At 65.6% G+C, this 9,229-nt stretch carries 10 protein-coding genes; 5 read left to right on the top strand and 5 right to left on the bottom strand.

Features of this window, described 5'->3' with window-relative positions; translation table 11 throughout:
* On the bottom strand, window positions 1-715 hold a 715-nt coding region (locus tag J7I89_RS24960), incomplete at its 3' end, for a M23 family metallopeptidase (RefSeq protein ID WP_251044834.1).
* Window positions 716-1,333: 618 nt separating this feature from the next.
* Window positions 1,334-2,023, bottom strand: coding sequence for an alpha/beta family hydrolase (locus J7I89_RS03010; protein ID WP_214967156.1), 690 nt, complete (start codon window positions 2,021-2,023; stop codon window positions 1,334-1,336).
* Window positions 2,024-2,137: 114 nt separating this feature from the next.
* Here J7I89_RS03010 and J7I89_RS03005 point away from each other — a divergent pair, with 114 nt between their 5' ends.
* Both J7I89_RS03005 and J7I89_RS03000 read left to right on the top strand, forming a co-directional pair.
* A complete protein-coding gene (locus J7I89_RS03005) occupies window positions 2,138-2,284 on the top strand; it encodes a hypothetical protein (protein WP_214967154.1) in 147 nt (48 codons plus the stop codon).
* Window positions 2,281-2,937, top strand: a complete 657-nt coding sequence (locus J7I89_RS03000; protein ID WP_214967152.1) for a DedA family protein — start codon at window positions 2,281-2,283, stop codon at window positions 2,935-2,937. The genes J7I89_RS03005 and J7I89_RS03000 overlap by 4 nt, the downstream gene beginning before the upstream one ends.
* Here J7I89_RS03000 and J7I89_RS02995 read toward each other — a convergent pair.
* Window positions 2,934-4,862: an amylosucrase gene (locus tag J7I89_RS02995; protein ID WP_214967150.1), complete on the bottom strand. Its 1,929-nt coding sequence runs from the start codon at window positions 4,860-4,862 to the stop codon at window positions 2,934-2,936. The genes J7I89_RS03000 and J7I89_RS02995 overlap by 4 nt on opposite strands.
* A 119-nt stretch (window positions 4,863-4,981) precedes the next feature.
* Between J7I89_RS02995 and ligD the strand changes: the two genes are divergently transcribed.
* Together ligD and J7I89_RS24955 are read left to right on the top strand one after the other, a co-directional pair.
* Window positions 4,982-6,004 (top strand): non-homologous end-joining DNA ligase, encoded by a 1,023-nt coding sequence (gene ligD / locus J7I89_RS02990; RefSeq protein ID WP_214967149.1) that lies wholly within the window; start codon window positions 4,982-4,984, stop codon window positions 6,002-6,004.
* A gap of 177 nt (window positions 6,005-6,181) precedes the next feature.
* The gene (locus J7I89_RS24955) at window positions 6,182-7,084 is read left to right on the top strand and encodes a CARDB domain-containing protein (protein ID WP_308159787.1); all 903 of its coding nucleotides are present in this window, start codon (window positions 6,182-6,184) and stop codon (window positions 7,082-7,084) included.
* A gap of 1 nt (window position 7,085) precedes the next feature.
* Here the strand turns inward: J7I89_RS24955 and J7I89_RS02980 are convergent, their stop codons facing one another.
* Window positions 7,086-7,355 (bottom strand): PAAR domain-containing protein, encoded by a 270-nt coding sequence (locus J7I89_RS02980; RefSeq protein WP_251044833.1) that lies wholly within the window; start codon window positions 7,353-7,355, stop codon window positions 7,086-7,088.
* Between the two features lie 47 nt (window positions 7,356-7,402).
* Window positions 7,403-8,215 carry a hypothetical protein gene (locus J7I89_RS02975; protein ID WP_214967145.1) on the bottom strand — a complete coding sequence of 271 codons (813 nt, stop codon included), beginning with the start codon at window positions 8,213-8,215 and terminating at the stop codon, window positions 7,403-7,405.
* Window positions 8,216-8,476: 261 nt separating this feature from the next.
* Between J7I89_RS02975 and J7I89_RS02970 the strand changes: the two genes are divergently transcribed.
* On the top strand, window positions 8,477-9,100 hold the full coding sequence (locus J7I89_RS02970; protein ID WP_214967143.1) for a response regulator transcription factor: 624 nt from the start codon (window positions 8,477-8,479) through the stop codon (window positions 9,098-9,100).
* Window positions 9,101-9,229 lie beyond the last annotated feature (129 nt).

The raw sequence follows: 9,229 nt of genomic DNA, 5'->3' as shown, positions 1-9,229 counted from the left end.
GGACCCCGGCTTCCGCGGTGCAGCCTGGCGGGAGGGGGCATCCGGCGGGCATCGGGACCCCGGCTTCCGCGGTGCATCCTGGCGGGAGGGGGCATCCGGCGGGCATCGGGACCCCGGCCTGGAAGGCGCATTTGTCCGGTGGTTGTGGGCACTCGGGTGGCAGTGGTGTGGTTTTGCACTTGTCCGGTGGGGGAGAGGGCTGCGGAGATGGCTCGTTGCGGTAGGTCTTCCCAAGCATTGCGGGAATTGTCCAGCCCAACGTTCTCACTGAGCTCGGATCAAAGCTGATCATCTTGTCGTCCCCACGCAGGCGATCAATCTGATGGATGTCCAACAGGGTCCAAAGGTTCGGGTTTTTGTGTTGTCCGTTCTCGAGGACTTCAAAATGCAGGTGGCACCCGGTAGAGGACCCTGTGGTGCCCACTTTGGCAACAACCTCCCCAACCCTGATCTTGCTGCCTTTCTCGGCACCCAACTTCAGCAGGTGGTTATAGGTCGTCATAAGGCCATTGCCGTGGTCGATCTCCAACCTGTTGCCGCCTCCCCATGGGTGCCAGCCCGCGGCGCGGACGACGCCGGCATCGGCAGCATAGACTCGGGTTCCGCAGGGTGCACCGAAATCCTGCCCATAATGAAATTCGCCCAGTTCACCCGTGATTGGATTCTTGCGCGACCCAAACTGCGAAGTCCTGACCAGGACCTCAAGAGGAGCCATGAGGGAGCCGCGGGGAGGCCGTTTCAGCTGTGACAACGCAACTCCCGGCGTCGATGCTCCCTTGAGAGCAGCATTTGAAACCACCGGACGAAAAGGCACTCTCACTCGCGGGGTGTTGTTCGGGTCTAGGAGCTGCCGTTCTTCGCTCCCGGAGGGAGCCGCGGGCAACATGACCTCGCCGGCAGGCTGGTGATTTGAAATGACCGGGCCTTGGCCGAGGGCGTAGATAACAAAACCAAGGACCAGTGCCGCCGAGAGGCTTCGCAGAGCCAGCCTGCCAACGCTATTCCTCTTAGCGGAATCCGGTCCCTCGGTTGCATGTCGCTTACTTCGAGCTGCCACAAAGTGCTCCTGAACTCGACCCGCCAAAATCGGGTCCCCGGCAACCCTGGACTTCATTGTGACGTCACGTAACCGACAGGGAAACCAGCCATCGTTGACTCTGCTTGCGTGCTATGCCCCTTGGGCCCGGTGCGCAGGAATGGGACATGCGCGGTTTCCCTAGGGAATGGCGGGGAGAAGCCACGCCCACGCTGACGGGCAGTTCGAATGAGCTGCCCGATTGGGCACGGAACTGTGCCCGGACCGTGCGCAGGCTAGCTGAGTTGGAGCGCAGGGCTATCGGCGGGCAGAACTGTTGGCGCGCATGAACGCCGCAACCGGACCTGCCAGCGAGGCCCCGACTTCTTCGGCGCTGCGCTTCTTGCCGGCTACGGCGAAGGAGTGGTCGCCGCCGGCGCACCAGTGCAGCGTGGCGGTCTGTCCGATGCGTGAAACTACGCCCTCCAGCAGCTCCTTAGTGGCAAACGTGTCGCGGGTCCCCTGCAGGAACAGCATCGGGGATTCCAGCCCGTAGAGGTGCTCGTCGCGGAGCTTTTCCGGCTTCCCCGGCGGATGCAAGGGGTAGCCGAGGTAGACGAGGCCGGCGGCGGGCATGCCCTCCGCCACCGCCATCGACGCCATGCGCCCGCCGAACGACTTGCCGGCGGCCCACAGCGGCTCCGCTTCGGAATGGGCGGCTGAGCGGGCCGCCGCCTCGTCCATGGCCGCCCGCCACGCGGCGATCGCCGCAGGCGGCCGGTCCGGGAACTTCCTGCCCGCTTCGCGGTACGGGAAGTTGAAGCGCAAGGTGGCGACGCCGTCGTCGTTCAACGCGCGGGTGAAGCCGCGCAGGAACGGATGCTCCATGCCGGCGCCCGCTCCGTGGGCAACAACCAGGGTGGCGAAGGGAGCGTCCGGCCGGGCATAGGCTCCGGAAACCTGGACGTCACCGACGGCAATCGTGACGGGGATTTCAGCGATGGGCATGAGTCAATAATGCCGGATTGCCGCGCACAGCCTGCACACAGACCAGTGAAAGTCTCCGGCTAACTCCGGAGGGGAGAGTGGAGGCAAGCCCGATCCGCCTGGAGGAAAACCATCATGATCACGTACCGTCCCATTGCGCCATTGACTGTTGGAAGCGGAACGCTCCGCTCAATTCTTGCGGCCGTTGCTGCCGCCGCCTTCCTGGGCACCGCGTCCTTCGGGGCCGACGCCACCCAAGCAGGCACGGAGGTCCGGGCATGAGCGCCGTCGCTGCGGCGTCCGGCGCCGCCTCCGACCTGGACGGGATCTCCCGGTGGGTCGTCGACGTGATGGCGGCCGTCGGCGCGCCAGGGGCCGGATTCGTCGTCGCCCCGGAGAACCTGTTCCCGCCCATCCCCAGCGAAGTCATCCTTCCGCTGGCCGGCTTCACGGCGAGCCGTGGCGGCTTCACCCTCCTGGAAGCCATCTTCTGGACCACCGCCGGATCGCTGCTGGGCGCGTACGTGCTCTACATGCTGGGCGGATGGCTCGGCAGGGACCGGACCCGTGCGCTTATCGGCAGGATTCCCTTCGTCGCGTTCGACGACGTCGACAAGGTGGAGGCGTGGTTTGCCCGCCACGGCTACAAGGGAGTCTTCCTCGGCCGGATGGTGCCGCTTTTCCGGAGCCTGGTTTCCATTCCCGCAGGCATCGACCGCATGCCGCTGCTGCCCCTCCTCGCGCTGACGTTGGCCGGCAGCCTGGTGTGGAATTCGGTGCTGGTGCTGGCCGGATACTTCCTGGGCGAGAGCTGGCCGCTGGTTGAGCAGTACGCCGGTGTGCTTCAGGGCGTGGTGGTTGCCGCGGCGGTGGTGCTGGTTGCCCTGTTTGCGGCCGGGAAGGTGAGGAAGGCGCGCCGCAAGGTCAGCGCCTAGCCGGCGGGCACAACCCGGAGCCAGGCGTAATCCTGCGGGCCCAGGACGATTCCCTGGTCGATCCGGACCGTGGCTCCGGAAAGGAGGTCCAGCGCCTCGGCGGCGAAGCCTGACAGCGTCTGCGCAGTGACCACCTGAGGAGCGTCGCTGAAGTTGGCCAGGACAAGGATCACGGTACCGTCGCCAGGGCGCTGGTAACCCAGCACGCCGCGGTTGTTCGTGGCGAACGGAACGAGGCGCGTTCCGGCCAGCTCGGGCGTGCCCGCGCGAACCGCCGTCATCCGCCGCAGTCCGTCAAAGACGGCCCCCTCCGGCGTGGACGGGTCCGTCCGGTTCGCGTAGCGCTCGGCCGGAAACTGCGGCCGGTGCACCCAGCGGCTGTCGGCCTCGTGGCCGTCCTCCATGGCGTACTGATAGTCATTGAGCTGCCCCACTTCGTCGCCCAGGTACAGCAGCGGGATGCCGCCGGTGCTGAAGGACACCGAGTGGGCCAGCAGGATCCGGCGGATCGCCTCGGCGGAGCCGTCCTCCAGGCCGCAGAGGGAGGCCGTTGTCCCGGAAATGCGGCAGTCTCCCGTGCGCGGGTTGTCCTGGAACGGGACGCCCTGGGCGAAGCTGCCCGGGAACCGGTTGACGTAGAAGGAATTGAGGAAGCGCCGGTGGTCGAAGCCGTTGATTCCCAGCTCGGCGGCGTCTTCATCCGCAAACGTCCAGCCGATGTCGTCGTGGCTGCGGACATAGTTCACCCAGGACGTTCCGTCCGGAATGTTGTGCCTCCGCTCCAGCGCCTGGGCGAGCAGCGACACGTTCCGGGTGGCCATGGCCTCCCAGATCAGCGCCATCTGCAGCGGGTTGTACGACAGCTGGCACTCGGCCGGATCGATGTACAGCGCCACCTCGTCCGGGTGCACGATCGCCTCTGACTTGAAGAGCAGGGACGGCGCGGCGAGCCGGCAGACGGCGTTGAACGCCTGCAGCAGGGTGTGGGCCTCCGGCAGGTTTTCGCATGAAGTTCCCAGCTGCTTCCAGATGAAGGCCACGGCGTCCATCCGCAGGATGTCCACGCCCAGGTTGGCCAGGAAGAGCATCTCTCCGGCCATGGCGCGGAAGACTTCCGGGTTGGAGTAGTTCAGGTCCCACTGGAAGGTGTGGAATGTTGCCCAGACCCACCGCCCGTCGGTCAGCTGCAAAAATGAACCGGGGTGGTCCTCCGGGAAGATCTCGCGCACGTTCTGCTCGAAGGCGTCCGGCATGGCGCGGTCGGGGAAGATCCAGTAGTAGTCGCCGTAACGGGGGTCTCCCTCCGCCGCCTTCCGTGCCCACTCGTGCTCATTGGAGGTGTGGTTGAAGATGAAGTCGACCACCAGGCTGATGCCGTTGGCCCGCAGCTCGGCGGCCAGCTCGCGCAGCTGCTCCATGGTGCCGAGCCTGGGATTGACGTCCCGGTAGCTGGAGACCGCGTAGCCGCCGTCGGACAGCGGTTCGGGGGCAAGGAACAGCGGCATCAGGTGCAGGTACGTGAGTCCGAGTTCCTTGAAGTAGGGAATCCGCGTCCGGACGCCCTCGAGGTCGGCCGCATACCGGTCCACGTAGCAGACGCCGCCCAGCATGTTGTTGGACTGGAACCAGTCGCTGTTGCCGTCCCGCTCGGCGTCGAGGACCTTCAGGTCGCCGGGGCGGTCCTTCCATGAGCGGGCCGTCTCCACCAGGAGGGACGTCAGTTGCTCCTGCCAGTCCGGCCGCGAGCCATAGAGCGAGTGAAAGAGCCGGGACAAGTCAGGGAAGTGACGGTCGAGGCGCCGCTCGAAGTCTGTCCAGTCCGGGTCCCCTTGCCGGATGCCCGCCTGCTCGGCCACGACGCTGAGCAACTGCTGGCCGGGCAATTGCCGGCCGGAAGCCTGGTCCAGACTCGCGGATTCAACCATGAAGAGGGTCCCCTTTGACGATTTCGGCAGCCGACGGCCCGGTCAGTTCACATCCTTACAGATGCATTGGCGCGGGCCAAGGTACTGACGCCGCGTGCCGCGCAGGGTAGGTTGTCCCCATGGCCAGCGAACAGACCATCCTCACCGTCGACGGACCCAACGGTCCCCGGGATATGCGGATCTCGAGTCCCAGCCGCGTCCTCTGGCCCGAACTGGGCCTGACAAAGCTCGATCTCGCCCGCTACATCGTCGACGTCGGCGAGGCCTTCATCACCGCTAACGGTGACCGGCCGGTCTCGCTCCAGCGGTTTTCGGACAACGTCGACGGCGAGCAGTTCTTCTCCAAGAATCCGCCCAAGGGGACGCCGGACTTCATCCGGTCCGTCAAGGTGATCTATCCGAGCGCTCGCTCGCATCCCCAGCTGGTCCTGGACGAACCTGCGGCCGCAGTGTGGGCCGTGCAGATGAACACCGTCGTCTTCCACCCGTGGCCCTCGCGCGCCGAGAACTCCGACAACCCGGACCAGCTGCGCATCGACCTTGACCCCCAGCCCGGCACGGACTTCGACGACGCCGTCCCCGCGGCCCTAGAGCTGCGGAAAGTGCTGTCGGAGGCGGGGCTGAACGCTTTCATCAAGACGTCGGGGAACCGCGGGCTGCACGTGTACGCCCCGATTGAACCGACGCACGAGTTCCTGGACGTGCGCCACGCCGTGATCGCCGCCGCCCGGGAGCTCGAACGGCGGATGCCGGAGAAAGTCACCACGAACTGGTGGAAGGAAGAGCGCGGCGAGCGGGTTTTCCTGGACTTCAACCAGGCAAACCGCGACCGCACCATTGCCGGCGCCTACAGCCCGCGCGCCCTCGCCCATGCCCCCGTTTCCTGTCCGATCACCTGGGACGAGCTCGAGACCGTAAGTCCGAAAGACTTCACCATCCTCACGGTGCCGGAGCGGCTGAAAACAGTGGGGGATCCATGGGCCGATATGAACGCGGATTCGGGCTCCATCGACCAGCTGCTTCAGTGGTGGGAACGGGACGTCAGGGACGGTCTGGGTGAGCTGCCCTTCCCGCCGGACTATCCGAAGATGCCGGGCGAGCCGCCCCGCGTTCAGCCAAGCCGGGCAAAGAAGCCGGAGTAGTTCAGCCGCGCGCAGGCGATTGGCGGAAGGAATACTGCCCCGAAGTCTGCCCTTTCGGGCCGCGAGCCAGAAGCACCCGCGCTGCACGATGGATTTCTGCTGGGAGCATTCTGCTGCGCCGCACGTTGGCCGCAGCGGAGCACACAACTGGACTTGAATCTGAGCGGAGCGGGCACAATGATTTCTCGTCGGAAGTGGGTCTGCATCTCGCTACTGCTCCTCCTGATGTTCGCCCTTGCCGGTTGCGGCCCGCCCGTGCCCGGCTACACCGTAAGTGCATTTCCCACGCCCACGCCCACCGGGGGCGAGACGGGCGGGACTGGAACGGGTTCGACAGGCCAAACGACTGATTCGTCCACAGAGTCGACGTCGGCGCCCTCGACTTCACCCGGGTCTACATCAGCTTCGCCGACAACCACGGACCCAACTCCGCCGACGACTTCATCGGAGCCTCCGCCCACAACAACATCGGCGTCGCCCCCGACCACACAACCGCACGTACCTTGTAGCGCCGAGACCATCACACCGGCCGCCATCACGTCGGCCGTTCCCACGCAGGCCGCACTCACGCAGGAGACAGCCACAACCCCTTCTCCGCAGACGCCGTCGACAGCCACAGCGCCGTCGCCGGATGGTGCTCAGGCAGTGCCGGATTTCAGGGTGGCTGCAGCGTCCGAGTGTTCGGTGGCTCCCAGAGCCGCTGCCGATGGCCCTGACTGCCTTCTTATCTCTTTGGACTTGCGAAATCAGGGCGCAGACACGCCGGAAGCGGCGTCTGTTCTGGTGTCCCTGCGCAGCGACACCGGGCTGAGCAGGGAAGTAAATCTGGCGGCGACAACTGAATCGAAGCCCGAAACAGTACGAGTCAATGTCGGAGCGTCCGACTTCGAGCGAGTTCACACGTTCACGATCACGGCGGACCCGAAGGGAACCATCCCAGAGGTCAACGAAAGCAATAATTCAGTCGAGGTGAAAGTCGCGCTGCCGGCAAGAAACGCAGTGATCCAGGGTGAACCCTGCGCCGCGCAACTCTCTGCGCCGGTGGGTGGCACGCCCGAAACGTCCGCCGCGGTTGGATGAGTCAGCCGCCGATGATGACAGTGGGACATCCAGGTCCCGGCGCGACGGGAGTCCCATGCAGGCTGAGGTCGCCGAGGCGGGCAGCAGGGAACCCTCCGATGAGCACGGTAAGGCTGCCTGACGCGATGCCGTTGGGTACCGGCGAGACGCACACAATCCCGCCGGGAAGGCCATTGGCCACTGCAGTCGGCAAGCCGCCGATGAGCACCGTTGGAACGCCTGCCGCCGGCGAGACGGGTCCGCCGAGGTGCGGTTTAGGGCCGTCGGACAAGGGGCACAACGCCGTATCTCCGACCCTGAGTGCTGGACCCGTGGGCATCACTGGCCACCGTGCGGGAGGACGTTGAACGCAGCGCCCTGGGCGGGGTTGGGATCGTCGGGATCGCTTACTCTGACCGAGTCGAGCGTAAGGTGCCATGCTACGGTCAGCGCCACGACCAGGAGCAGGAAGACAAGTGCCGCCATAATCGTCCGTGACGGCAGCACGGGGTCTTGGACGTGGGTCCCGTCGAGCGGCAGGGGAATACCGTCTGACGGTGTCGCCGTCACGGCGAAGATGTGCATGGCAGGCCTGCCGCGCCAGATCTTCTGGGCAGGACGGACCCGCACGGCTGTGAACTGGACGGTGCCCGGCTCTATGGTGAGCTCCGGAGGCTGCAGCGAAAACTCCAGCAGCTCTCCGGGATCGGACCCTGCCACGTCGACCGTGATGGGGACGTTGCCACTGTTGTCGACGGCGACATTGTGCTTGGCGCCAAGCTTGCCCCGGGACATTCTGGGCATGAGTTCGCCTGTCGTCTGAAGAAACGGCAGTACATCTACGGTGCCTTCCGGCACTACGGCATCTTCAGGATGCTCCGTGGGCAGTACGTGAATCCCGAACTTGAATTCACCGGCGGGGACGGAGGCGGACCGCGGGGGACTGAACTCCACAAGTGCGGTGGTGTCATGACCCGGGTAAAGCGAGACGCGGTCGGGCACGACGTCGGCCCAGGACTCGCTCGGCCCCACAACCCGAAGAGAATACTCCTCGACAACTTCACCGTCGTTGCGAATGGTCAGCCGGACGGACCCGGCGGCGCCGGGCTCCAAGGTGAGGCCGGGCGAATCAAGTGTTGCAGTGGTGCTCATGGCCCCTCCTCCGGAAGCCCCGGGCACATCCTTCACGCCGATGCGCTCGCAGGTACTCCGAGGCTATGGCGGCACGCCGGCCGGCAAACACTCCGGCGGGCCGGACTTCCGGGCAGTGCTGTTGCCCGTTGAGCCGTTGTTGACTGCACGAAGAGAAGCGTCGGCTAAATTCAGTGCAGCGGGGTGCCGGATTAAGGTACGGGAAGCTGGTGTGGGCGACCAGGCAGTTCCGCGGCCATCACATGTATGAAGGGAGGATTCATGGAACCAATCACTGTGAGAGTCCACGCCCGCGATCCGATCTCCGAAGCTGGAGTCGCGAGCGAGCTGCGTGCCCGTCCAGAAGTCCGCGTCGTGCGGGCGCCGAATGCCGAGAAGGCAAGGGTCGTCGTCGTGGTTGCGGACTCAGTGGACGATGAAGCGCTGACTCTGCTCCGCATAGTCCAGCGGCATGGAACGTCGCGGGCCGTCCTTGTGGCCGGCCGCCTCGACGACGGGGACCTCGTCAAGGCCGTGGAGACCGGTGTGGTCGGCCTGGTGCGTCGCAGCGAAGCGACTCCAGACCGTCTGGTTTCCGTGATCATGGCTGCCGCCGCAGGGGAGGGCAGCGTGCCGCCCGACCTGCTGGGCCGGCTGCTGGATCAGGTCGGAAAATTGCAGCGTCACGTCCTCGGACCGCGCGGGATCATGTTCACCGGCCTCGCCCCGCGGGAGGTTGAAGTCCTGCGCCTGCTGGCGGACGGACTGGACACCTGCGAGATCGCGCAGAAACTAGCCTACTCTGAACGCACCGTGAAGAACGTGGTGCACGACGTGACCACACGGCTCCAGCTGCGCAACCGATCCCATGCCGTGGCCTACGCATTGCGGGAGGGACTGATATAGGGAACTGCCCGAAGGGGTAGCGGGCAGTTCCCGGACGCGTGCCCGGTTCATGGTGCCGGCGGAGGACAGGCTCGATCAACGTGGACCTTACGGTCCGTCACGCGGCGGGCCGTAAGGTCCGACAACCAG

The organism is Arthrobacter sp. ISL-5 (assembly GCF_018613835.1).
Lineage (GTDB): Bacteria > Actinomycetota > Actinomycetes > Actinomycetales > Micrococcaceae > Arthrobacter.
Note: the sequence above shows the minus strand (reverse complement) of the source record. Positions and strands in the feature narration are given on the sequence as shown.